General features: G+C 75.2%; 20 protein-coding genes, 1 pseudogene and 1 riboswitch. Of the genes and pseudogenes, 9 read left to right on the top strand and 12 right to left on the bottom strand.

The window, feature by feature from the left end:
• Positions 1-159: 159 nt before the first annotated feature.
• From AB0L29_RS17915 to AB0L29_RS17905, 3 genes are read left to right on the top strand one after another with little or no spacing between them, the layout of a single operon-like run.
• Entirely contained in the window at positions 160-654 is a 495-nt protein-coding gene (locus AB0L29_RS17915) for a DUF6668 family protein (protein ID WP_365828168.1), read from the top strand.
• 38 nt (positions 655-692) lie between these two features.
• Positions 693-1817 (top strand): amidase, encoded by a 1125-nt coding sequence (locus AB0L29_RS17910; protein WP_365828166.1) that lies wholly within the window; start codon positions 693-695, stop codon positions 1815-1817.
• 25 nt (positions 1818-1842) lie between these two features.
• On the top strand, positions 1843-2427 hold the full coding sequence (locus tag AB0L29_RS17905; protein ID WP_365828164.1) for an NAD(P)H-dependent oxidoreductase: 585 nt from the start codon (positions 1843-1845) through the stop codon (positions 2425-2427).
• Between the two features lie 93 nt (positions 2428-2520).
• Here the strand turns inward: AB0L29_RS17905 and AB0L29_RS17900 are convergent.
• The 5 genes and pseudogenes from AB0L29_RS17900 to AB0L29_RS17880 form a co-directional block, all read right to left on the bottom strand.
• Positions 2521-2853 (bottom strand): annotated as a pseudogene (locus tag AB0L29_RS17900) (nuclear transport factor 2 family protein); the annotation flags it as partial.
• A gap of 85 nt (positions 2854-2938) precedes the next feature.
• Complete coding sequence (locus AB0L29_RS17895) at positions 2939-3811, bottom strand: ABC transporter permease (protein ID WP_365828162.1); 873 nt, start codon at positions 3809-3811, stop codon at positions 2939-2941.
• A complete protein-coding gene (locus AB0L29_RS17890) occupies positions 3798-4784 on the bottom strand; it encodes an ABC transporter ATP-binding protein (protein WP_365828160.1) in 987 nt (328 codons plus the stop codon). The genes AB0L29_RS17895 and AB0L29_RS17890 overlap by 14 nt, the downstream gene beginning before the upstream one ends.
• 81 nt (positions 4785-4865) lie before the next feature.
• Positions 4866-6083, bottom strand: coding sequence for a sigma-E factor regulatory protein RseB domain-containing protein (locus AB0L29_RS17885; protein ID WP_365828158.1), 1218 nt, complete (start codon positions 6081-6083; stop codon positions 4866-4868).
• Positions 6084-6420: 337 nt separating this feature from the next.
• Positions 6421-7431 carry a polyprenyl synthetase family protein gene (locus AB0L29_RS17880; RefSeq protein ID WP_365828156.1) on the bottom strand — a complete coding sequence of 337 codons (1011 nt, stop codon included), beginning with the start codon at positions 7429-7431 and terminating at the stop codon, positions 6421-6423.
• Between the two features lie 602 nt (positions 7432-8033).
• Positions 8034-8190: riboswitch (cyclic di-AMP (ydaO/yuaA leader) on the top strand.
• A 5-nt stretch (positions 8191-8195) separates the two neighbouring features.
• Here AB0L29_RS17880 and AB0L29_RS17875 point away from each other — a divergent pair.
• Positions 8196-9032, top strand: coding sequence for a LysM peptidoglycan-binding domain-containing protein (locus tag AB0L29_RS17875; protein ID WP_365828154.1), 837 nt, complete (start codon positions 8196-8198; stop codon positions 9030-9032).
• A 64-nt stretch (positions 9033-9096) separates the two neighbouring features.
• On the opposite strand, the gene AB0L29_RS17870 is transcribed toward AB0L29_RS17875, so the two are convergent.
• A complete protein-coding gene (locus tag AB0L29_RS17870) occupies positions 9097-9909 on the bottom strand; it encodes an HAD family hydrolase (protein WP_365828152.1) in 813 nt (270 codons plus the stop codon).
• A gap of 242 nt (positions 9910-10151) precedes the next feature.
• Here AB0L29_RS17870 and AB0L29_RS17865 point away from each other — a divergent pair, with 242 nt between their 5' ends.
• The 3 genes from AB0L29_RS17865 (at position 10152) to AB0L29_RS17855 (ending at position 13594) form a co-directional block, all read left to right on the top strand.
• A complete protein-coding gene (locus AB0L29_RS17865; RefSeq protein WP_365828150.1) occupies positions 10152-11216 on the top strand; it encodes a GNAT family N-acetyltransferase in 1065 nt (354 codons plus the stop codon).
• Positions 11217-11231: 15 nt separating this feature from the next.
• On the top strand, positions 11232-12527 hold the full coding sequence (locus tag AB0L29_RS17860) for a glycosyltransferase (protein ID WP_365828148.1): 1296 nt from the start codon (positions 11232-11234) through the stop codon (positions 12525-12527).
• Between the two features lie 311 nt (positions 12528-12838).
• Positions 12839-13594: a polysaccharide deacetylase family protein gene (locus AB0L29_RS17855; RefSeq protein WP_365828146.1), complete on the top strand. Its 756-nt coding sequence runs from the start codon at positions 12839-12841 to the stop codon at positions 13592-13594.
• A gap of 15 nt (positions 13595-13609) precedes the next feature.
• Here AB0L29_RS17855 and AB0L29_RS17850 read toward each other — a convergent pair whose 3' ends face one another.
• From AB0L29_RS17850 to AB0L29_RS17830, 5 genes are all read right to left on the bottom strand, one after another.
• Positions 13610-14932: a glycosyl hydrolase gene (locus tag AB0L29_RS17850; RefSeq protein WP_365828145.1), complete on the bottom strand. Its 1323-nt coding sequence runs from the start codon at positions 14930-14932 to the stop codon at positions 13610-13612.
• A complete protein-coding gene (locus tag AB0L29_RS17845) occupies positions 14929-15369 on the bottom strand; it encodes a hypothetical protein (protein ID WP_365828143.1) in 441 nt (146 codons plus the stop codon). The genes AB0L29_RS17850 and AB0L29_RS17845 overlap by 4 nt, the downstream gene beginning before the upstream one ends.
• Positions 15366-17189: a glycosyltransferase gene (locus AB0L29_RS17840; RefSeq protein ID WP_365828141.1), complete on the bottom strand. Its 1824-nt coding sequence runs from the start codon at positions 17187-17189 to the stop codon at positions 15366-15368. Before AB0L29_RS17840 ends, AB0L29_RS17845 begins: the two co-directional genes overlap by 4 nt.
• A 339-nt stretch (positions 17190-17528) precedes the next feature.
• Positions 17529-19934, bottom strand: a complete 2406-nt coding sequence (locus tag AB0L29_RS17835; RefSeq protein WP_365828139.1) for a lipopolysaccharide biosynthesis protein — start codon at positions 19932-19934, stop codon at positions 17529-17531.
• On the bottom strand, positions 19927-21183 hold the full coding sequence (locus AB0L29_RS17830; protein ID WP_365828137.1) for a DegT/DnrJ/EryC1/StrS family aminotransferase: 1257 nt from the start codon (positions 21181-21183) through the stop codon (positions 19927-19929). The genes AB0L29_RS17835 and AB0L29_RS17830 overlap by 8 nt, the downstream gene beginning before the upstream one ends.
• 332 nt (positions 21184-21515) lie before the next feature.
• Here AB0L29_RS17830 and fahA point away from each other — a divergent pair, with 332 nt between their 5' ends.
• Together fahA and AB0L29_RS17820 are read left to right on the top strand one after the other, a co-directional pair.
• Positions 21516-22727: a fumarylacetoacetase gene (fahA, locus tag AB0L29_RS17825; RefSeq protein WP_365828135.1), complete on the top strand. Its 1212-nt coding sequence runs from the start codon at positions 21516-21518 to the stop codon at positions 22725-22727.
• A gap of 337 nt (positions 22728-23064) precedes the next feature.
• A complete protein-coding gene (locus AB0L29_RS17820; protein ID WP_365828133.1) occupies positions 23065-24003 on the top strand; it encodes a M56 family metallopeptidase in 939 nt (312 codons plus the stop codon).
• Between the two features lie 234 nt (positions 24004-24237).
• On the opposite strand, the gene recQ is transcribed toward AB0L29_RS17820, so the two are convergent.
• Positions 24238-26253, bottom strand: a complete 2016-nt coding sequence (gene recQ, locus AB0L29_RS17815) for a DNA helicase RecQ (protein ID WP_365828390.1) — start codon at positions 26251-26253, stop codon at positions 24238-24240.
• Between the last annotated feature and the right edge of the window lie 114 nt (positions 26254-26367).

Below are 26367 nucleotides of genomic sequence, written 5' to 3'. Positions count from 1 at the left end.
GGCGTCGTACACCTACGGTCGAGTCTGTCCGCTCGCGCCGGGTTCTCACGTCACCGCGGTGTCACAGACTCGTCCCAAGGGCCGCGGGGATGGTCCCGGGGCGCGCGGGGCAGCATGAACACCGAGGTGGCGAGGCGGGAAGAGGGCACGGGGGCGGGGATGCGACAGGGACCGGAGATCTGGATCCGCGGACCGGTGGCCGTGCCGGAACCGGCGCCGCCGGGGTCCGCGCGCGCCCCGGCCACGGCACGGCGCCTCGCCTGGGTCGGCGCGCACGGCGGCGCCGGCGCCTCCACGCTCGCCGCCGTCTACGGCGGTCACGACTGCGGTCGCGCCTGGCCGGGCCCCGCCGGTCCGCGGTCGGTGCTGCTCGTCGCCCGGACGCACGCGGCCGGGCTGGAGGCCGTCGCCCGGGCCGTGGAGGCCTTCCGGCGCGGGCAGGTCCCGCCGGGGCTCGGCCTGGAGGCCGTCGTCCTCGTGGCGGACGCGCCGGGGCGGCTGCCGCGCCCGCTCGCCCGGCGGATCCGGTCCCTGGAGTCGGCCGTCGACGTCCACCGCGTGCCGTGGGTGCCGGCCTGGCGCCTGGGCGCCCCGGGCGGGCGCCTGCCCCGCGGGACGCGGGCGCTGGCCCGTCTGACGGGGGCGGCGCGCTGACGGCCGCGTCCCCGTCGGCGCGGGAGATCGCCGCGGCCGTGCGGTCCCGGAGGCTGCGCGCGGTCGACGTGGTCGCGGCGGCGCTCGACCGGATCGAGCGGGCCGATCCGGTGCTGTGCGCGTTCGTGGAGGTGTGGGGCGAGCAGGCGCTGCGGCGGGCCGGTGAGGTGGACGCGCGGGTGGGGGACGGCGAGCGGCTGCCGCTGGCCGGGGTGCCGGTCGCCGTGAAGGGCCGGCACGGGCTGCGCGCGGCCGGGCCGTTGCTCGCGGCCGGGTGCGTCGCCGTGGGCGCCACCTCCGTGCCCGGGCCGGGGACCGCCTGGCAGACCTGGGGGCTCGGGGCGCGCGGCCGTACCGTCAACCCGTGGCGGGCGGACCGTACGCCGGGCGGCTCCTCGGCCGGGGCCGCGGCGGCGGTGGCGGCCGGGCTGGTGCCGCTGGCGACCGGGAGCGACGGGGCCGGATCGGTGCGGATCCCGGCGGCGTGGTGCGGGGTCGCCGGGCTCAAGGTCACCAACGGCCGGTTGCCGGCGGGCGACCGCACGGGCCTGGCGGCGCCCGGTGTCCTGGCCGGCTCGGTGCCGGACGCGGCCCTGTGGTGGCGGGTGGTGTCGGGGGAGCCGGCGTCCGGGCCGGTGCGGTTTCCCGTCACCGCCGTCTGGTCCGCCGACCTCGGCTTCGCCGACCCCGACCCGGAGCCCGTGGCACTCGCCCGGGCGGCGGTCGAACGGCTCGTGGACGCCGGGGCGGTGCGGCTGGTACGGCCGCGGGTGCCGCTGCGGCTGGCGGATCCGGCGCCCGCCTGGCTCGCCCTGCGGACGCCCGGCGCCGACCCGGCCGGCGCCCGCCGGATCCGGGCGGCGAACGACCGGCGGCTGGCCCGGCTGCTCGGCGGCGCCCGGCTGCTGCTGACGCCGACGGCCCCCACCGCGCCGCACGGCCACGACGGTCCCGGTGACCGGTACTCGACGGCGCTCACCTGGGCGTTCAATCTGAGCGGTCACCCGGCGCTGAGCATCCCGGCGGGCCTGGGCGGCGACGGCTGCCCGGCCGGGCTGCAGCTGGTGGCGCCGCACGGGCGGGAGGGGCTGCTGCTGGCGGTGGCGGAGAGGACCCCTGGACATTTTCATGCATGCGCATATGATGCAGGTGCGTGTAATTGACTGCGTCTACTTTCTGGGGACCGCCATGACCCGCCGTTTCCTGTTCGTCCTGGGCAGCGCCCGTCGCGAGGGCAACTCCGAGCTGCTGGCCCGCCGGGCCGCCGAGCAGCTCCCCGCGGACGTGGAGCAGCAGTGGATCGACCTCGCCGACCACCCGCTGCCCGACTTCGAGGACCTGCGCCACGACAGCGACCACGTCCGGCCCCGGGAGGGCGACGTCGCCCTGCTGCTCGACGCGACGCTGGCGGCGACGGACATCGTGATCGTCTCGCCGCTGTACTGGTACTCGGTGTCCAGCCTCACCAAGCGCTACCTCGACTACTGGTCGGGCTGGCTGCGCACCCCCGGCCTGGACTTCAAGGAGACGCTGGCCGGACGCACCCTGTGGGGCGTCACCGCGCTCGCGCACGAGGAGCAGGAGGTCGCCGACCCGCTGGTCGGCACGCTGAACAACTCGGCCGCGTACATGGGGATGCGCTTCGGCGGCGTGCTGCTCGGCAACGGCAGCAAGCCCGGTGACGTCCTGAAGGACGACGCGGCGCTGACCCGCGCCAAGACGTTCTTCGCCCAGGAGGCGCCGCTCGCCCGCTTCCCGTACGAGACCCCCTGAGCGGGCCGGCGGGTCAGGGGCGGGAGCTGGGGGCGGACCCTGGTCCACGCCGGGCGGCACGCGCGTGGCCTGGTGGTAGTACATCCGCCAGCCCGCGGCTCCCTCCCCCTTGCGCCAGATCGAACTGTGCCGGGTCCTGACGTCGCCGAGCATCGTCTCGAACGTCAGGTGCACCAGGCCCGGCGCGAGCAGCACCCCCGAGATGTCCGAGGGCCGGTAGCGGGGCGCGTCCGGCGCGCTGCCCGGGTGGCCGGGCAGTCCGGCGAGCATCGTCTCGTACGTCCACCGCCGCCCCGACCCGCCGACCTCCACGAACTCCGGGTCGAGGAGCCGCGCGGCGCGCTCCCGTACCGCGCGGACGTCCGGGTCCATGAGCTGCAGTTCGGCCGCGATCGCCTGGTTCACCTGCTCCGTGGCGCTGTCCATGGACGTACTCCACCGGGCCCGCCCGCCCCGCCGCAACCGCGTTCGCCCGCCGCCGCCCGGGCCGGCGTTCCCGTCCGGGCGTCCCCTAGACCGTGATGTCCTTCGCCGTGAAGCGCGCCCAGGCCGCCGAGCCGAACACCGCCGCGTACAGGGCCTGCAGGCCGAGGTTGTCCAGGAGGCCGTCCCGGTGGACCGGGTCGCGCATGAGGTCGGCGAAGGACAGCCAGTGGTGGGAGAACAGGTACGGGTGGAGGGCGTGCAACTGGGGGATCTGGTCGAGGATCTGGACGGTGATCAGCAGGCCGACGGTGGTGGCCATCGCCGCGACGCCGCTGTTGGTCAGCGTCGAGACGAACAGGCCGAGCGCCGCGATGCCGGTCAGTGACGCGGCGACGGCCAGGGCGACCAGCAGGGCCCGGCCCAGTCCCGCGGCGAAGCCGATCCGGGTGCCGGAGAGGGTCGTCAGGTCGCCGAGCGGGAAGAGCAGGGCACCGGCCACGAGCGCCGAGACGGCGACCACCAGGGTGGCGACCAGGCAGAAGACCAGCACGGTCGCGTACTTGGTGAGCAGCAGACGGCCTCGGCCGGCGGGGGCGACCAGCAGGTAGCGCAGGGTGCCGGCGTTCGCCTCGCCGGCGATGGCGTCGCCCGCGACGACGCCGACCGCCATGGGCAGGAAGAACGGCAGTGTGGCGGCCAGCGCGGTGAAGACCAGGAAGAGGCCGTTGTTGGTGATCTGCGAGATGAACGCCGGTCCGCCGCCCCCGCCGGACGGCGGGCCGTCGCCCGTCTCGATCCGGACGGCGATCCCGACGAGGACCGGCACGGCCGCCAGCACCCCGAGCAGCGCCAGGGTGCGCCGGCGCCGGAAGGTGGTCAGCAGCTCGCTGCGCAGCAGCCCGAGGGGCCACGACGGCCCCGGAGCGCGCACGGTGGGGGCGGCCTCAGCCCGCGACATCGAACCCCTCCCCCGTCAGCGCCACGAACACGTCCTCCAGCGAGGCCCGTTCGACCCCGAAGCCGCGCACCCGGACCCCCGCCGCCACCAGGGCGGCGTTCACCTCGGCGAGGTCGCGGCCGGGGGGAGCGCCGGTCACCCGGTCGCCGGTGACGGCGACGTCGCCGACGCCCTGCTCCTTCAGCACCCGGGCCGCGTCCGCCGGGTCCGGCGTGGTCACCACCAGCCGGCCGCGCGCGCCGGCGGCCAGGTCGGCGACCGCGCCCTGGGCGGTCAGACGGCCCCGCGCCATCACCGCCGCGTGCGTGCACACCTGCTCGATCTCGTCGAGCAGGTGCGAGGAGAGGAAGACGGTCGTGCCGTCCGAGGCGAGCTCGCGTACCAGCGCGCGGATCTCCCGCATGCCCTGCGGGTCGAGGCCGTTGGTCGGCTCGTCGAGCACCAGGAGCCTGCGCGGCCGGAGCAGGGCGGCCGCGAGCCCGAGGCGCTGCTTCATGCCCAGCGAGTACGCCTTCGCCTTCTTGCCCGCGGCGGCCGTCAGGCCCACCCGGTCCAGGGCCGCGGCGACCCGGGCGCGCCGGGTGCGCGGATCGGCGGTCGGGTCGGCGGCGTCGTAGCGCAGCAGGTTGTCGCGGCCGGAGAGGAAGCCGTACGGGGCCGGGCCCTCGATGAGGGCGCCGACGTGCGGCAGCACGGCGCGGGCCGCCCGGGGCATGGGCCGCCCCAGCAGCCGCGCGGTGCCCGAGGTCGGCTCGACGAGCCCCATCAGCATGCGGATGGTGGTGGTCTTGCCGGAGCCGTTCGGGCCGAGGAAGCCGAAGACGCTGCCCGCCGGGACGGTCAGGTCCAGGCCGTCGACGGCGAGCTGTCCGCCGCGGTAGCGCTTGGTGAGCGCGCGGGTGGCGATGACCGGTTCCCCGGCTGCGGCGCCCGCGCCCGCCGGGTCCGGCCCCGTGCCGGGCGGCTGGCCCATCGGCTCCCCCGATCCGTCGTGTCCGTGCGGCACCGCCGCGCGGGGGCCGGCCCCTGCGCGGCGGTGTCGCGGCGTACGTCCCTACTTCCCGGCGCCGGCCGCCTTCACCAGCGCGTCCTTGGTGACGGCACCCACGTACACCGTGCCGTCGTCCGTGATCAGGGCGTTGACCAGGCGGGTGCTGAAGACGGTGCCGGAGCCGAACTTCCCGGAGACCGGGTCGCCGAGCGAGTCCAGGAAGCCGCCGAGGTCGCCGCCGGCGCCGGCGGCGGGCAGGCCCTCGCCGCCGGTGTCGAAGGTCGCGACGGTGTTCCAGCCCTCGCCGATCGTCTTCGGGCCGTCGGGGCCGCCGAGGCCCCCGGCGAGGCCGTCCGCGGACTTCGGGGCGCGTTCGCCGCGTTCGGCGTGGTGCCCGGCCAGGTCGCCGTCCTCGGTGACCTTCGCGCCCCTGGGCGGCGTGAAGTCGAAGGCCGACGCGGGCGGCCGGGCGAAGCTGACCCGGGTGAAGCCCGCGTCCACGACGGCGGCGCCGCCGCTCGCCGGGGTCAGCGTGAACTTCAGCGGCAGGCCCGTCTCGGCGTCCACGGCCACGCTGATCGCACCGACCGTGGAACCGGACTGCTTCGGCTCGATGAGCAGCTTGTACGCGTCGCGGCCGGCGACCTGCGCGGTGCCGTCGACGGTGACGGAGGTCGTGTCGTCGACGGCCTTCAGCGCCTCCTCGGCGAAGTCCTTCGGCGTGGCCGGGGGCCGCCGCTCCTCGTCCCGCGCGCTCTCGGCGACGGTGCCGTGGTAGACCTCGTTGGACTCGCTGTCGTAGCCCCAGACGTCCGTGCCGTTGCGGATGAGGCTGTACTCGGCGGCGTTCTCCAGCAACGACAGCTTCTGCCGGTCGGGGCCGTCGGCGGCTATGCGCAACGTGTGCGTGCCGGAGGCGAGTTCGGTGAGCTTGGCCGACGGGTCGGCGGAGGAACCGCCGTCGTCCGGCCGTGCGGCGCCGGACAGCAGGCCGCTCTCCAGACCGCCCAGGTTCGGCAGACCGAGGTCGGTGCTGATCTTCACCGTGCCGGACAGCTGCTCGACGTCCGACTTCGCGATCTTCTCGACGAGCTGCTGGGCGGTGATCTTCGGGAGGTCGGGGTCACCGGAGTCGGCGAGCGCGGGAACGAGCCCGATCGTCGCGGCCGCCACTCCCATCACCGCGACCGGGACCACGTACCGGGCGGCCCTGCGCCGGCCCGCGCGCGGGTCGCCGGCCTCCCCGGCGGTCGTGTTGTCGTCGGATGCGTACGGTGCCATGTGTGCCCTACCTCCGTTGTCGGCGGCGGCTGTCCGTCCGTGTTCACTGCACGCGCCCCCGCCGCTCCCGGCTTCGCGTGAGCGGGGGGACCCATCCCTGAGCCGCCATTCTCACCCGAATGGGTGAGGATTGGTGTTTTCCGTGGTTTCCATCTGACCAAATCGGCCGGACGGATGCGTCAGACCCCGGGCTCAACTCCGTGTACTGCTGCGGTATGACACGCGCGGGCGGCGCCTCCCCCGACCCGTAGGGGTCGTGGGGGGACGCCGCCCGTTCCCCGTTCGTCCTCGTGAGATGGGTCACGTCCCGGCGCGAGGCGCCCCGGGACGGCGGGCCCTAGCCGGCCCGGTGCACCACCGCGTCGCACAGTTCCACCAGTGCCCCCTTCGCCGCGCACTCCGGCAGCGGGGCCAGCGCCGCCCGGGCCTCCTCGGCGTAGCGCACGGTGTCCCGCCGGGCCTGTTCCAGCGCCGGGTGGACGCGCAGCCGGCGCAGGGCCTCCGCGTGCCGGGCGTCGTCGGTCAGGTCGGAGTCCAGCAGCTCGCACAGGGCGACGTCCTCGGCCAGGCCCAGCCGGGCCGCCCGCTCCCGCAGCCGCAGCACCGGCAGCGTGGGGATGCCCTCGCGCAGGTCCGTGCCGGGCGTCTTGCCGGACTCGTGGGAGTCGGAGGCGATGTCCAGCACGTCGTCCGCGAGCTGGAAGGCCACCCCGAGCCGCTCCCCGTACTGGGTCAGGACGTCGACGACCGTCTCGTGGGCGCCGGACATCATCGCGCCGAACCGGCACGACACCGCCACCAGCGAGCCGGTCTTGCCGCCCAGCACGTCGAGGTAGTGGTCGACCGGATCCCGCCCGTCCTGCGGCCCCGCCGTCTCCAGGATCTGCCCGGTGACCAGCCGTTCGAACGCCACGGCCTGCACCCGCACGGCCTCCGGCCCGAGGTCGGCGAGGATCTGCGAGGCGCGCGCGAAGAGGAAGTCGCCGGTGAGGACCGCGACGGAGTTGCCCCAGCGGGTGTTCGCGCTGGACACCCCGCGGCGCACCTCGGCCTCGTCCATCACGTCGTCGTGGTACAGCGTGGCGAGGTGGGTCAGCTCCACGACGACGGCCGACGGCACGATCCCGGGCGCGTGCCGGTCGCCGAACTGTGCGCAGAGCATCACGAGCAGCGGCCGGAACCGCTTGCCGCCGGCGCGCACCAGGTGCTGGGCGGCCTCGGTGATGAAGGGCACCTCGCTCTTGGTCGCCTCGAGCAACCCTTCCTCGACAGCCGTCAACCCGGCCTGGACATCGGCTTCCAGAGCCTGGTCCCGCACGCTCAGCCCGAACGGCCCGACGACGGTCACGAGGGGTCTCCTGTCTGCTGGTGTCTACTGGCGATTACGCGGTTTGTCGATACGTCGCTGCCCTCACTCAAGTCAGCGTATCCGGTCACGTTTCGATCACTGCCAGCGCCCACTCCCCCGGTCGTGACGTCGCCCGACCGGGAACGGCCCTCCCGGGCCGGGGGTGTCGGATCACACACGGAGCGTCCTCGGCCGGCCGGCGGGAACCGGCCGGTGGAGCGGCCCGCCGGAAAGCGGCGACCCGCGCCCCGGGTCACGCCATATAGCCCCTATTCCGGCATACAGTCCATTTCTCCACCGTGCCCGATTTGACATAGAAAGCAATTGGAATTCCCCTTGGCGGGAAATGCACTTCGAGCTCACGATCAGTGAAGTAAATCACTCACGGTCCCCGCGTCCCGTCGCGCCGGACACCGCCGTTCCGCCTTTCCGGAAGCGCGAGTTGGGCTTGGCGACCGCAAAGGATCAAGTGCCCCATAAACCCCATGACAAGATCGAAGGGGGTTTTATGTGACGTCGGCACTTGTTCCCGACATGTGCTCTCGCATACGTTCCGGGCCTGCCGGGCGGACGCCGAATCCTGCCGCCGCCCGAGCCACCCGATGACCACTTCACTCACGTACGGCAGGAGCGGGGGACCCAGGCAAGCCGCCGGACCGGGCATCGCACCGGAACGGCTCGGGGTGAAGCCGCGCTCACGCGGCCGGGCACCTCCCGCCCGAACCCGACAGCTCACCTCGCAGGCGTCGGAGAGGAACACCGCAATGCCCGGACGAGGCAACCACCGCCGCCCCAGGACCAACCCCCTCATCCGAGGTGTCGTCGCCGCCGGCACCGGCGGAGCCGCCCTCACGCTCCCCCTCCTGGGCGCGACCGCCGCGAACGCCGCCCAGCCGCCCCGGATCGCGCAGACCACCGTCCAGTCCGCCGCCCAGGCGGTCCAGACGCCCCGGCCCCTGACGTACACCGTGGTCAAGGGCGACACGCTCTACCGGATCGCAAAGACCCACGACGTGCGCGGCGGATGGCGCCAGCTGTACGAGGACAACCGCGCGGCCGTCGGCGACGACCCGGGGCTGATCCACCCGGGCCTCGAACTCCAGGTCAAGACGGCGAAGGCGAAGGCCGGCGACACCGCCGGCACCACTGACGCCGAGGGCACCGCCGACACCACCGACGCCGAGGGCGCCGCGGACGCCCAGGCGGGCACGGCGGCCGGGCCGGCGGCGAAGGCCGCCGGATCCGTCGCCGACGCCGTCCCGGTCGCCGCGAAGACCTACCCGGACAACCTCGACGGCTGGATCCGCGAAGCGCTGGACATCATGGCGCAGCACGGGATCCCGGGGACCTACGAGGGCATCCACCGCAACATCATGCGCGAGTCCTCCGGCAACCCGCTGGCCGTCAACAACTGGGACTCCAACGCCGCCGCCGGCACCCCGTCCAAGGGCCTGCTCCAGGTCATCGACCCGACCTTCCAGGCCTACCACGTGCCCGGCACCTCGTGGGACCCGTTCGACCCGGTCGCCAACATCACCGCGGCCTGCAACTACGCGGCCCAGCGGTACGGCTCGATCGACAACGTCAACGGCCCGTACTAGGCCGCGGCCCGGGCGAGGCGGGTGCGGGCGGGCGCCCGCTCGCACCCGCCCGTACCCGACCGGGTCAAGAAGCGCCGAAGAGCCGCTCGAGGACGACGGCGATGCCGTCGTCCTCGTTCGACAGGGTGACCTCGTCGGCGACGGCCTTGAGTTCGGGGTGGGCGTTGGCCATGGCGACGCCACGGGCGGCCCAGTCGAACATGGGGATGTCGTTGGGCATGTCGCCGAAGGCGATGGTCCGCTCCGGGCCCAGCCCCAGGCGCTCGGCGGCCAGCGCCAGACCGGTCGCCTTGGTGATGCCGCACGGCTGGAGCTCGACGGTGCCGGGCCCGGACATGGTGACCGTAGCGAGGGAACCGACCACCGAGCGCGCGGTCGCCGCCAGTTCGTCGTCGCTCAGGCGCGGATGGCGCATCAGCACCTTGCTGATCGGCGCGCACCACAGGTCCTCGCGGCGCGCGACCCGCAGGGCGGGCAGCGTCGGGTGCGGCATCAGGTAGCCAGGCTCGATGAGCGTGAGCCCGTCGACCCCGTCCTGGTCGACCGCGGCGTACACCTCCCCCACCTCGGCCTCGACCTTCTCCAGCGCGGTCTCGGCCAGCTCCCGGTCCAGGGTGACGGACCACAGCAGCCGGTCCGCGCCGGCGTCGTACACCTGCGCGCCCTGCCCGCACACCGCGAGCCCTTCGCAGCCGAGGTCGTCCAGGAGCGGCCGTACCCTCGGCGCCGGACGTCCCGTCACCACCAGATGCCGGGCACCGGCCCGCGCCACCCGCGCGAGCGCGGCGAGGGACCGGTCGGAGAGGGTGTCGTCGCCGCGCAGCAGCGTTCCGTCCAGGTCGGTGGCGATGAGTGAGTACGGGGTGGGAGCGGCCATGATCAGAGAATACGGACAGCGCGCCCGTCCCATTCACCACGCGCGGGGCGCACACCGCTCCCCGGGGCGCGCGCCCGCGGGGCGGTTTCCGGCATCGCCGGGTACAGGCCGGTTGAAGGCCTCTGCACCACTTGGCGGCAACTTGCTCCGCTACCTACCGTCAGGGCGGTCCCGGGCGGTACCTTCCCTGTGTCCAGGGGGGACTTGATCGGGGGGTCGAGTTGAGCGGTGGACGCATTCGCGTGCTGAGGACCGGGGAGCTCGGCGAGGGGGACAGGGAGCGCTGGCGGGAGCTGCGCGCCGCGGCAGGAACGCCGCGCAACCCGTTCATGGAACCGGAGTTCACCGAGGCCGTGGGCCGGGTACGGCCGCGGGCCCGGGTCGCCGTGATCCACGACGGGCCCGAACCGGCCGGCTTCCTGCCCTACGAGCGGGGCCCGCTCGGGCAGGGCCGGGCCATCGGGCTCGGGGTGTCGGACAGCCAGGGGGCGGTGCTGCGCCCGGGTCTCGCCCTGCGGGCCGGTGAACTGCTGCGGGCCTGCTCGCTGTCGAGCTACGCCTTCGACAACCTGGGCGCGGAGCAGGAGGTGTTCGTCCCCTACGCCGCCGAGGAGCACGCCACGTACGTCATCGACGTGGAGAAAGGCTACGAGACCTACGAGTCCGTGCTGCGCGCCCGGTCGCCGAAGTTCCTGAAGACCACCCTCGCCAAGGAGCGGCGGATGGGCCGCCAGGTCGGCGGGCTGCGGTTCGTCTTCGACGAGCGCGACCCGGCCGCGCTGCGCACGCTCATGGAGTGGAAGTCGGCCCAGTACCGCCGGACGGGCCGCCGGGACCGGTTCGCACAGGAGTGGATCACCCGGCTCGTGGCGCGGCTCGCCGCGACCCGGACGCCGCAGTGCGCGGGCACGCTGTCCGTGCTGTACGCCGCGGACCGCCCGGTCGCCGCGCACTTCGGGTTGCGCTCGGCCTCGGTGCTGGCCTGCTGGTTCCCGGCGTACGACCCGGAGTTCGCGAAGTACTCCCCGGGGCTGGTGCTGCATCTGCGGATGGCGCGGGCGGCGGCCGGCCAAGGGATCGGCCTGCTCGACCTGGGCCGGGGCGCGGCCGAGTACAAGGACGCGCTGAAGACCGGCGAACTGCCCGTGTACGAGGGGGCGGCGACGCGTTGGGGGGCGGGCGCCGCGCTGCACCGGCTGAGCCGCGAGCCCGCGCGCCGCGCGCACAGCTTCGTCCGCAGCCGGCCGCGGCTCGCGTCGCTGGCGGCTCGGACCCTGAAGGGCGCGGCACGGCTGCGCCGGTCCTGACCAAGGGGAGGGTTCATGTCCCGCACCACGCGTGCGCAGCAGGAGATACGGCGGTTCCTGGACATCGGCCCCGTCCAGGTGGCCGAGCTCGACCTGGACGACCACGTCCTCAGGCCCGGCCCGGGCAGCCCGCCGGTGACCCCGGGCGAGGTGTTCGTGCTGGTCAGGAGGGCGGGGCGGCCGATCGGCACGCTGCTCGGGCAGGTTCCGCCGGGGGCGGACCCGAGGAGCGTCCTGACGGAGCGGGCCCTGGCCCTGGAGGAGGGGGAAGGCCACCGGGAGGACGGATGGGACCGGGCGGTGGCCGTCCCGCCGCCCCGCGCCACCGTCGTGGTCGCCACCCGGGAGCGCGCCGATCGGCTCGCCCGCGCGCTGGACTCGCTCCTCGCGCAGGACCACCCGCGCTTCGAGATCGTCGTCGTCGACAACGCGCCCGTGACGGGCGGGACGCGGGAGCTGGTCGAGCGGAAGTACGCCGAGCGGGTGCGGTACCTGTGCGAGCCGGTGCCCGGTCTCGCCGTCGCGCACAACGCCGGGCTCGCCGCCGTCCGCAGCGAGGTGGTCGCCTTCACCGACGACGACGTCGTCGCCGACCCGCGCTGGCTCACCGAGCTGACCGCGCCCTTCGCGGCCGACCCGGCCCTCGGCTGCGCCACCGGGCTGATCCTGCCCGCGCGGCTGGGCACCCCGGCCCAGGTGCTGCTGGAGAGCCACGGCGGCTTCGCGAAGGGCTTCGCCCCCCGCACGTACGACCCGGAGGACCCGCCGGCCGACGAGCCGCTGTTCCCGTTCACCGCGGGCCGGTTCGGCTCCGGCGCCAACATGGCCTTCCGCACGGAGGTGCTGCGCGCGGTCGGCGGTTTCGACCCGGCCACCGGGGCCGGAACGGCCGCCCGGGGCGGCGACGACCTGTACGGCTTCGTCCGCGTCCTCGCCCAGGGGCACCGGCTGCGCTACACGCCGTGGGCGCTGGTGTGGCACCACCATCGCGAGACCTGGCGGGACCTGGAGGCCCAGGCGTACGGCTACGGCGCGGGCCTGACCGCCTACCTCACCGCGATCCTGGTGAACCGCCCCGCCCTGCTGCCGGCGTTCCTCGCCCGGCTGCCGCGCGGCCTGGCCCGCGCCCGCGCCCTGACCGCCGTACGCGAGGCGGCCGGGGGCGGCACGCCGGGCGCGCACGACGCCCGCGCGCACCCGTGGCCCGGGCGCCTGTCCCGCCTGCAGCGCAGGGGCATGCTCCACGGACCCCTCGGCTACCTCCGCGCCCGGCGGGCCGTACGCGCGGCGACCGTCCGGCGGCCGGGATGAGAACGCCGGCCGGCGGACGCGGCACGGGGGGCGCGGACGGCGGAGGACCGGACGGCGGCACGGGCCGCGGAGGCGGAGGACCGGAAGGCAGCACGGGCCGCGGAGGCGGAGGACCGGAAGGCGGCACGGGCCGCGGAGGCGGAGGACCGGAAGGCAGCACGGGCAACGGAGGCGGCGCGTGCAACGGCGAGCCCGGGCAGGTCGCACCGGCCGGCCGCGGTGGTCGCGCCGGCCCGGACCGGGCCGGCGCGCACGCGGCCCGCGCGGACGGTGCCGCCCGTGCCGTCCCCGTCCTGCTGTACCACGCCGTGATGGACGACCCGCCCGCGTGGATCGCCGAGTTCACCGTCACACCGGGGGAGTTCGCCGCCCACCTCGACGCCGTCGTCGCCAGCGGGCGGACCCCGGTCACGATCGGCGCGGTCGCCGATCACCTCGCCGGGCGCGCGCCGCTGCCGCCCCGGCCGGTGCTGCTCACCTTCGACGACGGCTTCGCCGACCTGCCCGGGCCCACCGCCGAGGCGCTGGCCGAGCGGGGGCTGCCCGCCACCGCCTACCTCACCACCGGTGCCCTCGTCCCCGGCGGCCGCTGTCTGCTGCCGCCCGCGCCGATGATGCCCCTGGCCCGGGCGGCGGAGCTGGAACGCCACGGCATGGAGGTCGGCAGCCACACGGTCACGCACGCCCAGCTCGACACCCTGCCCGCCAGGGCCCTGGCGTACGAACTGCGCGCCTCCAAGGCCGTGCTGGAGGACGCCCTCGGCCATCCGGTGCGGCACCTCGCCTACCCGCACGGCTACAACAGCCCCCGGGTGCGGGCCATGGCCGCCCGCGCCGGCTACGAGACGGCGACCGCCGTACGGCACGCGCTCAGCTCGGACCGGGACGAGCGGTACCGCATCGCGCGGCTCATCGTGCGGCGCGGGCACACGGTCGCCGACGTGGAGGGCTGGCTGGCGGGGCGCGGGGCGCGGACCGCCCCGTACCGCGACGGGCCGCGGACGATCGCGTGGCGCTGGTACCGCAGGGCCCGCGCGGCGGTGCGCGGGCCCGTCTTCGCCGGCTGACCCCTGGCGGCCGCCCTACTCCAGCGGCTGGTTCAGGTAGGGGTCGGCGACCGCCTCGCGCAGGCTCGCCCAGGCCGCGTCGTCGGCCAGCGACAGGTCGCAGTGCGGCCCCGGGTCGCGGTGGTTCCACTGGAGGGCGGCCTTGACGCCCTCCAGGCGCTTGAGCACCCGGGGCACCTCGGCGTACCACTGGGCCTGCCGGCCGGGCCGGGCCGGGTCGGCGGCCGTGCCGAACTCGGACAGCATCAGCGGCTTGTCGTCGGAGATGTTCGCGCGGATCCACGCGTGGGTGTCGAGCTGGGTCTGCGCGAAGGTCCGCCAGCCGGTGTCGTGGCAGCGGTAGTAGTTGTACTGGTTGTAGCCGATCCAGTCGACGTACTCGTCCCCGGGGTACATCCGCCTCATCAGGTCGGCGTGGCCCAGGTAGCCGGTCGTGATCCACGTCCACACCACGTTGTCGACGCCCAGTGCGCGGAACCGGTCGTGGAGGTGGCGGTAGGCCCTGACGTACTCGGCCGGGGTGCCGTTGTCCGGGGTGCGGGTGTCCATCTCCAGGTCGAAGGAGAGGAAGACCTTGCCGCCGGTGCGCCGGCCGTAGTCCTTGATGCGCCGGGCCTGGACGTCGACGACCGTGGCGTCCAGGCCGCCGGAGGCGATCTGCCGCCAGGTCGGCTGCTGCTTCCTCGTACCGCCCCACCACTTGCTCTCCCAGGACAGCAGCAGCAGGTGGTCCTCGCCCACGCGCTGTTCCTCCGGCGTGAGCAGCTGGCCCTCCCGGCGCCCGCCCTCGGCCAGGGACATGTCGTGGTACGTGTACACGATGTCGAGCCTGCGGCCCGCGCGCTTCTCGTAGGCGCGCACCCTCTCCCCCAGATCGTCCCGCTCGTGCGGCACGAAGGCACCGAACCACGCGCCGCAGGGCGGTTCGAGGAGGGCCGTGGGGCGGCACCCGGCGCCCTGGGCGGAGGGCGGCGGCCCGGCCGTGTCCCGTTCCTCCGGCCCGGCGGCGTCACGCAGCGCGAGCACGGCCACCAGGACCGCGCAGGCCACGGTGGCGGAGGCGGTCAGCAGGCGGCGCCGGCCCCGCGCGACCGGTCCGGCCGCCGCCGCGGTGTCCTGCCGCGCGGGCCGCTCCGTGTTCTGCCGCGGGGGCCGCTCCGTGTTCTGCCCCGCGTTCTGCTGCGCGTTCTGCTGCGCGTTCTGCCGCGCGGGCCGCTCCGCGCGGGACCGCGGCCTCGCTCCGCGGTGCTGTCCGGCCGGGGCGGGCGTACGGCCGGAGGTGCCGGGGACGCGGCGCACGGCGCCCGGGACACGGCGAAAGGGACGGGCGAACCTCACTGGGCGGAACCCTTCCGTGGACTCGGCGTCGCCCTCGGCGACGGGGCGGCGCGCAGCCGGGGGCCGAGCGCGGCGAGCGTGGTCAGCAGCGTCAGCGCCAGCAGCACGCGCCACGCGCTGAAGGTGTGCGTGGCGATCAGCACCGTCGAGACGGTCATCGCGGCGCCGACGCTCAGGAAGACGGCCAGCATCAGCCGCTCCAGCAGGTCGGAGTGGCGTGCGAAGTCCGGGTCCCGGCGCTCGACGGGCCCGTGGGCGGGCCGCGCCCGCAGCGCGGGACCGCACACACCGACCAGGGCCGCGCCCGGACCCGCCGCCAGGAAGACGGCGACCGCCGCACCGCGCAGCGGCGATCCGCCGGGCAGCGCCAGCGCGGCGAGCGCCAGCCAGCCGCCGAACGGCGGCAGCATCCGCACCACCAGGTCCTGCGGTGTCATCGCTTCGCTCCCCCCGCCGGTTCGAGGACGTAGACCGCGCCCGCGCCGTTGCGCGCCACGAGCCGGAACCGCGGCGACGCGGCGACGGATCCGTGGATGCGCTCCAACTGGCCCTCGGTGAGCTGGCCGTTCATCTCGGAGTTGGCGAACTGGCCCTGTGTGAACAGCAGGTAGGCCCGGCCCGGCCGCGCCACCCCGGCCATGTCGTCGGCGAGGGTGGCGGCCGGGCTGCGCACGATCCGGTCGACGTGGCGCCGGTCGTCGTCGAGGAACCAGTAGTGGCCGACGCTCCCGTAGGAGTCGTACGCGAGCGGGTAGTTGCGGTTGGCGGCGACGACGAGCGAGCCCTCGGGGGCCCGGTCGAGGAGCTGCCGTACGAGCGCCACCTCCTGCGGCGGGAAGTAGTTGATGCGGTCCTTGCCCGCGTAGCTCGGGACGAACGCCAGCGTCGACGCGAGCAGCGCGAGCAGCGGCACCCAGGTGCCGTACAGCGCCGCGGACAGCCGTCCCCGGTGCCCGGCGGTCCGGGGCGGCGGGGCGCCGGACTCCCGCGCGGTGGCCTCGGCGGCCAGGGTGCGCACCCTGGGCAGCAGCGCGGCGGCAGCGAAGAAGGCCGCGCCGGGCAGCATGAACATCAGCACCCGGAAGATCATCTCGCTGCCGTAGCTGCTCGCACCGAGCATCGGCAGCGGGGCCGCCGCCAGGAGCAGCAGCGGCAGCGCCCGGTGGCGCAGCACCCGCTGCCGCAGCACGCCGGCCACCGCGAGCAGCAGCACGGAGCCCGACAGCAGCCGGGCCGCCCAGGAGGTCGCGAGGGCTCCGGTGCCGGTCGGGGTGGCGCCGTACCCGGTGGAGACGTTGCCGCCGACGTCGCCGACGGAGCGGATCATGTCGGGCAGCGCGGCGGACAGGAAGGGCAGCGCGGCCGTCGCGCACCAGGCCAGGAAGATGACGACCGCGGTGACCGGCGGGACCCAGTCGCGGTGGCGGCGGGCCAGACACAGGGCGAGCAGCGAGACGGCCAGCATGCCCGGCGTGAGCTGGTGGGAGATGACGATCGCCACGACCATCACCGTGATCACGGCCGTCCACACCGCCTGCCGCTGCCGGCCGCGCCGCCCGCCGCTGCGGCCGAACCGGCGCAGCACCACGGCCAGGACGCCCAGGTGCAGCGCGAAGGCCACGGACTGCGGGGAGAAGTAGTCCTGGCCGACCCAGTTGGCGACGTAGAAGAGCCACACCGCGGTCCAGAGCAGCCGCCGGTCCTCGGTGAAGGTGCGGTAGACCAGCAGCAGCGGGAGCAGCAGCATCAGGCTGGAGACCAGCGGCCACCAGGCCATGTACATCGCGGCGTTGTCGACGCCGAGCAGCCGCACCAGCGCGGCCTGGGCGGCGAAGAAGCCCGGCCACTGGTCGTACACGGCCATGTCGCCGACCTGGCCGGCGCTCTGCAGCCCGTCCGTCAGCAGGTGGTCGACGACCGCGTCGTGCTTCCACGCCCAGGCGTACAGCGGGGTCGGGTAGAGCACGGCCTGGGTGGCCCGCTCCATCACCAGCAGGCCCAGGACGTACGCCGCCGGCCAGGCCTGCGGCCGGCGCGGGTCGCGGACCGTGAACCAGAAACCGGCGGTGAGCACCGCCAGGCCGAGCCAGAACGCCGGGTGCAACGCCGTGACCAGCCCGAAGTCGTCGAGCCGTGAGACGTCGGTGTGCCGCACGGCGTACCCCCAGAGCGCGAGCGCCACGAGCAGCGGAACGCCGGGCCGGGCGGCGGTACCGCGCCCGGGCCACACGGGGGGCAGGTCGGAGAGGTCCGTCACGGGGTCGTGGGCCGGGCTGGATGCCTCCGAGGACGACGAGGACGACGAGGACGACGAGGACCGGGTGGGCCAGGTGAACCGGGTGGACCGGGTGGGTCCGGTGGGCGGGGTGGGCCCGGTGGGCGGGGCGGCCGAGGTGGACGGGGCGGACTCCGGGCGCGCCGGGGGCGTGCTCGCCGGCGCGCCGGGGGTCTCCCGCGCGGGCACGGGCACGGGCTCTGGCGCGGCTCTCTCCTGTGGAGTGGTCGGCGGACGCACGGCGGTTCCCCCTGACGGTTCGACCCTGTTCGACCCTGTTCGTACTTATTCGGCCCTGTTCGGTTCGGTTCCGGAGCTGGTTCAGTGGCTGGACCGGCCCTCGGGCCGTCCACGGTTCGTGGGCCCCGGCGCCGGTGCGGCGCGGCGGAGCGGCAAAAGCGGCGGGAGACGGACGAGTACGGCGCACACGACGAGCACGACGAGCAGGGGTGGCGCGGCCGGCGCGAGCTCCTCCCGCCATACCCAGCAGCCCACCCCGGTGAGATACAGAACCCCCCAGCGCCCCGGCCACGTCAGCCGGCCGCCCGCGCTCGCGAGCAGCGCCCCCAGCGGTACGAGGCACAGCAGCTGGCAGACCGGCGGCACCCACCGCAGCAGCGGCTCGGGTCCGGCCAGTCCCGTCGCGTCCGCGAGGAAGCCGGCCGTCCTCGCGTACAACGCCCCGTCGACCGGCCGCGGTTCCCGGCCGAGGGCCGCGGGCGCGGCGTGCAGGGCGAGCAGGGCGGCACCCAGCGCCGCCCCGGGCAGCCACGGGCCGCGCCGTGCGCGCAGTGTCACCGCGGCCACGAACACCACGAGCAGCAGGGCGCCGGCGACGAGTGCGGGCAGCGGCAGGCCGTCCAGCAGCCGACGGCCCGTCAGCCCGGCTTCCGGGGAGTCCTCGAGCCGGGGGAGGTCGCGCGTCGCCGCCCAGAAGACCACGGCTGCCAGACCGAGAAGGCCCCACAGGGCGCCTGCGAGACGCCGCTCCCGGACGTCGTCGGCCACCGCGGGCCGGGTGGCCGCCGGCGGCCGGTGCGCCCGGCCGGGGTCCTGGTCCCGGGACGCTCCCTGCCGCCCGGCGGTGCCCCCGCGGTGCTCCCGGGCCTGCCCGGTCCGGTCCGTGCCCCTGGCCTCCCCGGTCTCCCCACCGGCATCCGGGCGGTGCGGCCGTACGGCCTCCTCACCGGTGTCCGGACGGTGCGGCCGCGCTATCACCGCGAGGGTGTCCGCCTGCAGGGCCTCGCGTTCGTATCCGGGGCGCCCGATGAAGAGGGTGACCGTGTCCTCGTCGGTCTCCCGGTCCTCGTACGCGGCCCGCCGCGCCCAGCTCGTGCCGTACCCGGCGGTGGCGTTCAGCCGTGCCCAGCGGGTGCCGTAGGAGGGCGGGGCGGACGCCGGTCCGGCGGGTGCGGCGGTGCGGCGCAGCGCCGAACGGAGCCCGGCCACGGAGACGACGGCGATCAGCGTCATGCTGATCAGCACCGCCCAGCCCGCGCCCGCGATCCCCGCCGGGGTGAGCAGCACGGCCGCGCTGCCCAGCACCAGCGCGCACATCGCGCCCTGGAGCGCGGCGAGCACGCCGGTGCGCCCCTGCACGCGCAGCACGCCGATGTACAGCTCCACCACGACCCGCGGCAGTGCCCCCAGGGCCAGCAGCCGCAGCACCGTGGAGCCGTGCTCGGCGTAGTCCGGGCTGAAGGGGGCGAGGATCTGCGGCGCCAGGAGGACCAGCACCAGCACCACCGGCACCAGCAGCAGCGTCATGCGGCGCAGCGCCCCGCGGACGCCGTCGGCGAGCTGGCGCGGGTCGTGCGAGGCGTGCGCGGTGAGGGAGGAGGCCATGTTGATGGCCATGAACTCCATCGTGCCGCCGACGGTGTACGCCACGTAGAAGTAGCCGTTCTCGGCGGCGCTGAAGCGGACGGCGACCATCACCGGCAGCAGGTTGATCATCGCCAGGCTGAACAGCGCGCCGAGCGAGTCCCCCGCCAGGAAGCGGCCCATGTCCCGCAGGTGCGGGGGTTCCAGGTCGCGGTCGGCGGCGGTCTGCCGCGGGATGAGCCTGCGGAAGATCAGCCAGCCCAGCGGCAGGGTGGAGAACGCGATCGCCACGGCCCACGACACGAAGATGCCGAGCACCGGCAGCGTGCCGGCGAGGACGACCAGCAGGACGAGTTTCCCGACGGAGAACACCGCGTTCCCGGCCGGCACCCACTCGGCCTTGCGCAGTCCGGTGAGCACCCCGTCCTGCAGGGTGAGCAGCGCCCAGCCCACGCACGCCGCGACGAACACCGCGCCCGCGGCGGGCGTGCCCAGCGGCGCGTACGACGCCCCCCACCGGTCGAGCGTGAGCAGGAACACGGCGGCGGCCAGGGCGACGACCAGCGAACTGGCCACGTACGTGCCCCACACCAGCCGTCCGGTCCGGCGGCCGGCGCGGGGCACGAACCGGACCACGGCGCCGATCATCGTGGTCGCCGTGATGCTGGCGAGCAGCCGCATCGCGGCGATCGCGGCGGAGCCCTGGCCGACGGCGTCCTCCGCGTAGTAGCGGGCGGCCACCAGCCAGAAGCCCAGGCCGAGCACGGCGGACACGCCGGTGCTGAGCATCAGGAAGTAGGCGTTCTTGAACAGCGAGTCGGAGCCGCCGGGCCCGCTCCCGGCGGGCTGCGGCCCGCCGCCGGCGCGCGCCCCGGCGTGTTCGCGCACCCGGACCTCAGCCACGCGACGGACCCGGCCCTCCGGTCGCCGGCCCCCACCGGGTCCGGCCCGCCGGCGCCCGGGCCGGGCGCGCCCCGGACCGCTCCAGCACCTCGACGGAGTCCCGGGCGCGCAGCGGGTCGACGGGCAGCGCGTGGCGCGCGAACCAGCGTGCCGCCCCGGCGGAGGACGAGGGGTCGGTGAAGTCCGGGCCGGCGTAGTCGTCGAGGGGCGGGTCGTACAGGTACCCGACGGTGATGCCCCGCCGCGCGAGCGCGGCGATCGCGGCGTCCCGGTCCGCGACGAACAGCGGCACCCGGAACAACGGCTGAACACTCCCGGCCGGCTTCGCCCACTCCGTCGACAGCAGCAGCTCCGTACCCGCCCGGCAGGCCTCCAGCACGTCGTCCAGCCGCTCCAGCCGCCGCCCGGCGCGCCGCAGCCGCAGCCGGCCGGGCGTCAGGCGGTAGTCGTGCATGTCGACCCGCACCCAGGGGTCGTGGGCGTCGAACCCGGGGGCGCAGCCGGCGGCGCGGGCGAGCTCGCCGGGGCGCAGCGGCATCCGGATGTCCTCGCGCTCCGCGCGCCCCAGCGCCCGCAGGGCGGCCCGGGCGGCGCGCCGCAGCCGCAGCGTCCGCACGGCCGCCTCCGCGTACGGCCGCACCGCGTAGGCGAGTTCGGCCCCCGCCCGCCGCGGAAGGAGCAGGTCCGCGCAGGTCCGCTCCACCGCCGGGCGCAGGGCCGGGTCGGCGAGGGCGAGGAAGCCCCCCGCCTGGGCGCCGGCGTGCTTGGAGAGGCTGAAGACGGAGGCGTCGCCCCACGTACCGACCGGCCGTCCGCCCACCTCGCTGCCGATGGCGTGCGCCGCGTCCTCCAGCAGCGGTATCCCCGACCGGTCGCACCTGGCCCGCAGGCGCGGCGCCCGGTCCGGGTTCCCGTACAGGTTGGTGGTCAGGACGGCGGAGAGCGTGTCCCACGTCTCGTCGGGCACGGCGTCGATGTCGAGGGAGGCGTCGAACGGGTTCAGCGGCGCCTGCACGGGCCGCAGTCCGGCCGCGAGCACGACGAAGAAGACGACGTCGTCGTTGACCGGCGACATCAGCACCCGGCCGCCGGGCGGGCACCAGTGGCGCAGCGCCACGAACAGCCCGAACCTGCACGACGGTACGTACACGCATTCCCGGCCGCCGAGTCGGCCGCGCATGGTCTCCTCCAGCCGTTCCGGCTGCGAGCCCGGGCGCGCCGCGCCGCGGCCGGCCTCCCCAATGGCCATCCGCCCCCCTGGTGTGCCGTCGGATCGCCCCCTCCCCGAGGCCTCCCGGCACCCGCCCAGAGTCGCCCCGTTCGCACCGCTCCGTCAAGATTGCGTCCCGCTCCACGGACGACTTCCGGCAGGGGACTTCCGGCGGGCGACTTCCGGCAGGCGGCTTCCGGCAGGCGGCTTCCGACGGGCGCCCCGCGGTGCGCGAGCACCGCCGGCGCATCGTGCGGTCCCCGCGCCGCCGCCCCCGCGGATCTGCCCAAGACCGGCGCGCCCCACGTAACGTGTGGCCCACCCACGGACTCGTGGAGCACATGGCGCACACGAAAGCGAGGCAGCACCCGATGCCCCCCTTCGATGTCCCCGAGGGCGACCCCTTCGGCCCGCACAACCTGCCGTACGGCGTGTTCTCGCTCCCCGGCTCGCCGGACCGGAGGGTGGGCGTCCGCCTCGGCGACCACGTCCTCGACGCCGGCGCGGCGGCCCACGCGCTCGGCTCCCCGTACGCCTCCCTCCTCGCGCAGCCCACCCTGAACCCCCTGCTGGCGGCCGGGCGCACGGCGTGGTCGGACGTGCGACGGGCACTGACCGCGTGGGTGACCGTGCCGTCGCACCGGGAGACCGTCGGACCGCTGTTCCACCCCCTGTCCTCGGTGACCCTGCACCTGCCCTTCGAGGTCGCGGACTACGTCGACTTCTACGCCTCCGAGAACCACGCCCGGAACGTCGGCCGGATCTTCCGCCCCGACGCCGCCGACTCCCTGACCCCCAACTGGAAGCACCTGCCGATCGGTTACCACGGCCGCTCCGGCACGGTCGTGGTGTCCGGCACGGACGTCGTCCGCCCCTCCGGCCAGCGCAAGGCGCCCACCGACCCCGCGCCCGTCTTCGGCCCGTCCGTCCGCCTGGACATCGAGGCCGAGGTCGGCTTCGTCGTCGGAACGCCCTCGCCGCCGGGCAGGCCGGTGCCGCTCGCCGACTTCCGCGAGCACGTCTTCGGCCTGTGCCTCCTCAACGACTGGTCCGCGCGCGACATCCAGGCCTGGGAGTACGTCCCCCTCGGCCCGTTCCTCGGCAAGTCCTTCGCCACGTCGGTGTCGGCGTGGATCACCCCGCTGGACGCCCTGGAGGACGCGCGCGTGGCACCGCCGGAGCGGACCCACCCGCTGCTGCCCTACCTGGACGACTCGGAGCAGGAGCCCGGCGGCTACGACCTGCGCATCTCCGTCGCCGTCAACGGCCACGTCGTCTCCGAGCCGCCCTTCTCCACCATGTACTGGACGGCCGCGCAGCAACTGGCCCACATGACCGTCAACGGCGCCTCCCTGCGCACCGGCGACCTGTACGGCTCGGGCACGGTGAGCGGCCCCGCCGATCGCGAGCGCGGCTCCCTGCTGGAACTGACCTGGAACGGCCGCGACCCCCTCGAACTCCCCGACGGCAAAAGGACGTTCCTGGAGGACGGCGACGTGGTGACGCTGTCGGCCTGGGCCCCGGGACCGGGCGGCCTCCGGGTGGGGCTGGGCGAGGTGACGGGGCGGGTCGTGGCCGGGTGACGGGACGACGGCGGTGCCGGGGCGGTGCCGTTGCCGGGGCGGTGCCGGGAAGGGGCCTCCGGCCGCGGCGCCGCACCGGGTGACGTCGGGGTGCCCCGGCCGAACAGCCGCCCTGCGGACGCCCCGTGGCCCGCGGTCGCCGCTTCGGACGCGGCTGATCGCCTCCGACCCCTGACTCACACCGCCCGGCGCCGTCATACTTGGCCCCGGGCGGTGCGGTGCCCGGCACCGGCACGCGCTTCGCGCTCGTCGCACGCGCCGCGAGCCCGGGAAACGCACCGTCCTCCAGCACGACCCGAAGCCGCCCTTCTTCCGACCAGGAACCGGAGCCCGTGGCATGACCGTCTGCCTGCTCCTGCTGAGCGTTGTCGCCGTGACGGCCGCCGTCCCCACCCCGCGTGCCCTGACCCGGGCCGCCTGGCCCGAGCGGGAACCGGTGGTCGCGCTGTGGGTGTGGCAGTGCCTGGTCGCCACCGTCCTGCTGTGCTGCGTGACGGCCCTCGCCCTGGGGGCCGCCGCCGTCTTCGGCACCGTCCGCGCCCAGCTCTTCGCCCCGGCGCCGCCGGCCGTGACCGCGGCGTACGACCTCTCCTCGGCGCCGGTCTGGGCGACGGTCCTCACCGTGCTGCTGGCGTGCGGCGCGGCCTGGACGGCCGCGATGCTCGCCCGCGAGCTCGTCGAGGCGCGCCGGCGCCGTGCCCAGGCCCGCGCCCACCTGCGCGAACGCGCCCCCGACCTGCCCGCCGGCCTGCCCGCGGCCCGCGGCCCGCTGCTGGTCCTGGAGGACGAGTACCCCGACGCCTGGTGGATGCCCGGCAATCCGCCCCAGCTGATCGTCACCACCGGCGCCCTGCACCGCCTCACCGGCCACCAGCTCGACGCCGTCCTCACCCACGAGCGCGGCCACGCCCGCGCCCGGCACGACTGGCTGCTGCACCTGTCCACGGCCCTGGCCACCGGTTTCCCCCGCGTCCCCCTCTTCGCCCACTTCTGCGACCAGACCCACCGCCTGGTCGAACTGGCCGCCGACGACACCGCCTCCCGCCGCTGCGGCCACCTGACCACCGCCCTGGCCCTGATCGAGCTCAACCAGCACCGGGGCGTCCTGTCCTGCGCCTCCAGCCACCGCCTGCTCGGCGAGCGGGTGGACCGCCTCCTGGAGCCTCCGCCCCGCCTGGACCGCCGGCGCCGCGCCCTGACGACGACGGTGGCGGCACTGGTCCCGCTGCTACCGCTGCTGATCGTGTTCGCGCCGGGACTGACGGCACTGGGCTGACGGCACCGGGCCGGGCACCGCAGGACCGGCGGCACCGGGCCGGCAGCGCGCGGATGACCGCCCAGGAGACCGGCATCGGCTCGACGGGCGGCTTCCCGCCGCTCGTCGGAGCCGCCCCCGCGGCAAGCAGTCCAGCCGCCCGGCTCCGCCCCGTCCAGCCGCCCACGACCAGCCGTCTCCGTCCGGCCGTCTCCCTCCGGCTGTCTCCGTCCCCCGTCTCCGTCCGGCTGCCGCCTACGCCCAGTCGTCCGGCTCGGGCTCCGCGTCCGGCCCGGGCCAGTCGTCCGGCCCCGGCTCGGCGCCGTGCTCCGGCTCGGCGTCCGGCACCGGGGCCGAGTCCGGGGCACCCGGTCCGCCCAGCGACTCCAGCACCGCCAGCACCCCCTCCCCGTACGTCGCCAGCTTCTTCTCACCGACCCCGCTGACACCGCCGAGCTGCGCCACCGACGTCGGCCACACCGTGACGATCTCCCGCAGCGTCGCGTCATGGAAGATGACGTAGGCCGGAACGCCCTGCTCGCGGGCCTGCTCGGCACGCCAGGCCCGCAGCGCCTCGAACGCGGGGAGCAGGTCCTCGGGCAGCTCGGCCGCGGCGGCCTTCGGCTTGCGCTCGCCCCGCCCGGAACCCGCCGGACCGGACGCCCCGGAGGCTCCCGCCGAGGAAGCCGCCGGCTTCTTCGGCTCCTTGCGCAGCGGCACCTCCCGCTCCCGGCGCAGCACCGCCCCGCTGGCCTCGGTCAGCACCAGCGTGCCGTACTCCCCCTCGACCGCCAGCAGGCCCTGGGCGAGCAGCTGCCGGATCACGCCCCGCCATTCGCCCTCGGTCAGGTCCTCGCCGATGCCGAACACGGACAGCTGGTCGTGGTCGAACTGGATCACCTTGGCGGTGCGCCGCCCGAGCAGGATGTCGACGATCTGCACCGCGCCGAACTTCTGGCCCCGCTCCCGCTGCAGCCGCACCACCGTCGACAGCACCTTCTGCGCGGCGATCGTGCCGTCCCAGGTCTCCGGCGGGGTGAGGCAGGTGTCGCAGTTGCCGCAGTCCGCCGTGTCGGGGTCCTGGCCGAAGTAGGCGAGGAGCTGGCCGCGACGGCACCGGACCGTCTCGCACAGCGCGAGCATCGCGTCCAGGTGCTGCGCGGCCCGCCGCCGGAACGCCTCGTCGCCCTCGCTCGACTGGATCAGCTTGCGCTGCTGTATGACGTCGTTGAGCCCGTAGGCCATCCACGCCGTCGACGGCAGTCCGTCACGGCCGGCCCGGCCCGTCTCCTGGTAGTAGCCCTCCACCGACTTGGGCAGGTCCAGGTGGGCGACGAACCTGACGTCGGGCTTGTCGATGCCCATCCCGAAGGCGATGGTCGCCACGACCACCAGGCCCTCCTCCCGCAGGAACCGGGACTGGTGCGCCGCGCGCGTGCCCGCGTCCAGGCCGGCGTGGTACGGCACCGCCTCGATGCCGTTGCGGGTGAGGAACTCGGCCGTCTTCTCCACGGAGTTGCGCGAGAGGCAGTAGACGATGCCCGCGTCCCCGGCGTGCTCCTCGCGCAGGAAGCTCAGCAGCTGCTTCTTCGGGTCCGCCTTGGGCACGATCCGGTACTGGATGTTGGGCCGGTCGAAGCTCGCCACGAAGTGCCGGGCCGTCGGCATGTTCAGCCGCTCGGTGATCTCCCGGTGGGTGGCGCGCGTGGCCGTCGCCGTGAGCGCGATCCGGGGCACGTCCGGCCAGCGCTCGCCCAGCAGGGACAGCGCCAGGTAGTCGGGCCGGAAGTCGTGGCCCCACTGGGAGACGCAGTGGGCCTCGTCGATCGCGAAGAGGGCGATCTTCCCGCGCGAGAGCAGGTCCAGCGTGCTCTCCAGCCGCAGCCGCTCCGGCGCCAGGTAGAGCAGGTCCAGCTCCCCGGCCAGGAACTCGGCCTCGACCATCCGCCGCTCGTCGAAGTCCTGTGTGGAGTTCACGAACCCGGCCCGCACGCCGAGCGCGCGCAGCGCGTCCACCTGGTCCTGCATCAGGGCGATGAGCGGCGAGACGACGATCCCCGTGCCCGGTCTGACCAGGGACGGGATCTGGTAGCACAGCGACTTGCCGGCACCGGTCGGCATGAGCACGACGGCGTCCCCGCCGGCCACCACGTGCTCGACGACCGCTTCCTGCTCACCGCGGAAGGCCTCGTACCCGAACACCCGACGCAGCGTGGCCAGTGCCTCGCTCTCGGTCGCTTCCATCTCGGCGATACCGCCCGTCCCACCCATCGTCGTGTCCCCCGTACGTCGTCCCTCGACCACTGCGTCCACGATAGGGGGCGGCACCGACAGCCCTCGAAGTTGTCCACAGGCTCCCCGCCCGGACCGCGTCAAGGACACGAC

The organism is Streptomyces sp. NPDC052701 (genome assembly GCF_040678355.1).
In the GTDB taxonomy this organism is placed as follows: Bacteria; Actinomycetota; Actinomycetes; order Streptomycetales; family Streptomycetaceae; genus Streptomyces.
This window is presented reverse-complemented; position numbering and strand designations above follow the sequence as displayed.

Coding starts and splice junctions, on each gene's coding strand:
- AB0L29_RS17915 (WP_365828168.1), top strand. CDS start 160: ATGCGACAGGGACCGGAGATCTGGATCCGCGGACCGGTGGCCGTGCCG.
- AB0L29_RS17905 (WP_365828164.1), top strand. CDS start 1,843: ATGACCCGCCGTTTCCTGTTCGTCCTGGGCAGCGCCCGTCGCGAGGGC.
- AB0L29_RS17895 (WP_365828162.1), bottom strand. CDS start 3,811: ATGTCGCGGGCTGAGGCCGCCCCCACCGTGCGCGCTCCGGGGCCGTCG.
- AB0L29_RS17890 (WP_365828160.1), bottom strand. CDS start 4,784: ATGGGCCAGCCGCCCGGCACGGGGCCGGACCCGGCGGGCGCGGGCGCC.
- AB0L29_RS17885 (WP_365828158.1), bottom strand. CDS start 6,083: ATGGCACCGTACGCATCCGACGACAACACGACCGCCGGGGAGGCCGGC.
- AB0L29_RS17875 (WP_365828154.1), top strand. CDS start 8,196: ATGCCCGGACGAGGCAACCACCGCCGCCCCAGGACCAACCCCCTCATC.
- AB0L29_RS17870 (WP_365828152.1), bottom strand. CDS start 9,909: ATGGCCGCTCCCACCCCGTACTCACTCATCGCCACCGACCTGGACGGA.
- AB0L29_RS17860 (WP_365828148.1), top strand. CDS start 11,232: ATGTCCCGCACCACGCGTGCGCAGCAGGAGATACGGCGGTTCCTGGAC.
- AB0L29_RS17855 (WP_365828146.1), top strand. CDS start 12,839: ATGGACGACCCGCCCGCGTGGATCGCCGAGTTCACCGTCACACCGGGG.
- AB0L29_RS17845 (WP_365828143.1), bottom strand. CDS start 15,369: ATGACACCGCAGGACCTGGTGGTGCGGATGCTGCCGCCGTTCGGCGGC.
- AB0L29_RS17830 (WP_365828137.1), bottom strand. CDS start 21,183: ATGGCCATTGGGGAGGCCGGCCGCGGCGCGGCGCGCCCGGGCTCGCAG.
- fahA (WP_365828135.1), top strand. CDS start 21,516: ATGCCCCCCTTCGATGTCCCCGAGGGCGACCCCTTCGGCCCGCACAAC.
- AB0L29_RS17820 (WP_365828133.1), top strand. CDS start 23,065: ATGACCGTCTGCCTGCTCCTGCTGAGCGTTGTCGCCGTGACGGCCGCC.
- recQ (WP_365828390.1), bottom strand. CDS start 26,253: ATGGGTGGGACGGGCGGTATCGCCGAGATGGAAGCGACCGAGAGCGAG.